Annotated in this window: 1 protein-coding gene; it reads left to right on the top strand. The window is 65.1% G+C overall.

Annotated features, from left to right (window positions below):
* Window positions 1-529: 529 nt before the first annotated feature.
* Complete coding sequence (gene rho / locus Q0176_RS09120; protein ID WP_314717930.1) at window positions 530-1,840, top strand: transcription termination factor Rho; 1,311 nt, start codon at window positions 530-532, stop codon at window positions 1,838-1,840.
* Window positions 1,841-2,062: the final 222 nt, after the last annotated feature.

Here is a 2,062-nt window from a genome sequence, read left to right as displayed (position 1 = left end):
GCGTCGTGGAGCTTTCTCTCGTTTTTTCCTCCCCGGCATGGGTTTTTCTTTGTGGCGCGCCCGAAGTCGGCGTCCTTTCGTCCCGCCCGTCGGGGCTCCGTTTTGAATTCCATTGTCTTTGAGGTGATCGAGATATGATGTATGACGAATATGACGAAAAGGATTTTTGCATCTCATGGTAAGCCTGCCGAAGGCGGGAGGGGAAGCTCCCAAAAGGCGGGGACGCCCCCCGAAGAAAGTGCTCGAAGCGCAGCAGGAGCCGGCCGGGGCCGCCGCGTCCCTCGGTGCGGCGGAGAACCCGGCCGCGGCTGCGGTTGAAACGGCTCCCAGGGTGCCCCGTCCGCGCGGGCGTCCAAGGAAGGTCGTCCCGCCGCCGGAGGTGGAGCCGTCGGATTCGGCGACTCAGGTTGTCCAGGCCGCGGAGAAGGAAGCGCCGCAGGCCGCTGTGCTTCCCGTTGCCGTTCAGCCCCCGGTCCGTGAGCTCCCGTCCGAGCCCACGGAACCGGTGGAGGCCGCGGATGCGGCTGCAGTGCACGCCGACCCCGCAGTATCCACCCTCAGACCTGTGGAACCGTTCACCCACCCCAAGCCCAAGCACACCTACGGCTACCTGGCCTCCAAGAACCTCGTGGACCTCCGCAAGATCGGGCGGGAGCTCAACGTTCCCGGGGCCACGACCCTGCGGAAGGACGACCTCGTCATCTCCATCCTGAGGGCGCAGGCGGAGAGCATGAATTACCGCTTTGGGGGCGGGACCCTCGAGATCCTGCCGGAGGGGTTCGGGTTTCTGCGTCCCAAGGGGATGCTGCCGACCGACAACGACGTCTACCTGTCGGTCTCGCAGATCCGGCGCTTCGGCCTGCGCAACGGGGACGTGATCTGGGGGCTGATCCGGCCCCCGCGGGAACAGGAACACTACGAGGCCCTGCTGAGGGTGGAGACGGTCAACTTCTCGGACCCCGAGCACTCCCGGCGGCGCGCCGTGTTCGGACAGCTCACCCCGATCTTCCCCAACGTCCGCATCAACCTGGAGAACAGCCCCGGCGACTGGGCCACGCGGCTGGTGGACATGTTCGCGCCCATCGGGCTGGGACAGCGGGCCCTGATCGTCTCGCCGCCCAAGGCGGGCAAGACGACGCTGATCAAGCGGATCGCCAGGGCGATCGCCACGAACTATCCGGACATCATCCTGATGGCCCTTCTCATCGACGAGCGCCCCGAGGAGGTGACCGACATCTCCCGGTCCGTGGACGGGGAGGTGATCGCCTCGACCTTCGACCGCCCCGCGGACGAGCATATCCGGGTCGCGAACCTCGCGCTGGAGAAGGCAAAGAGGCTCGTGGAGGCCAAGAGGGACGTGGTCATCCTCCTCGACTCGATCACGCGCCTGGCCCGGGCCTCCAACCTCACGGTCCCCCCGTCGGGGCGGACGCTCTCGGGCGGTCTCGACCCCTCGGGGCTCTACTTCCCCAAGCGGTTTTTCGGCGCGGCCCGCAACTTCGAGGAAGGGGGCAGCCTGACGATCATCGGCACGGCCCTGACGGATACGGGGAGCCGCATGGACGACGTCATCTACGAGGAATTCAAGGGAACGGGCAACATGGAGCTGCATCTGTCGCGCAAGCTGGCGGAGCAGCGCATCTTCCCCGCCATAGACATCACCCGCTCGGGGACGAGGCGGGAGGAACTGCTGATCCCGGAGGACGAACTGGCCCGGCTGTGGGTCCTCCGCAAGCGCATCGTGGGGGTCGACGAGGCAGGGGCGCTGAACCTGATCCTGGACAAGCTGCGCCAGACCCGCAGCAACCGCGAGTTCCTGATGTCCATAAAGCTCTCATAGGGAAGCGCTGATTGAAGCGAAAATGCCCGTCCCGGCCGAGGCCGAACAAAGGCATCTACATCTATAGGAAAGAAACTTCAGGAAAGAAACTTCTCCTCGTTGAGATGTCCTGCGGCCGTCCCCCGCGCTCGGCTGCAGGGCGGGTGTGCTATAATGCTGCCCGAGACGTATTCTTCCGTATTTTCCTGAAAACGGGAGTCGAGGGACAGAAACCGGACGCAT

Source organism: uncultured Fretibacterium sp. (genome assembly GCF_938040765.1).
GTDB lineage: Bacteria > Synergistota > Synergistia > Synergistales > Aminobacteriaceae > CAJPSE01.
This window is presented reverse-complemented; position numbering and strand designations above follow the sequence as displayed.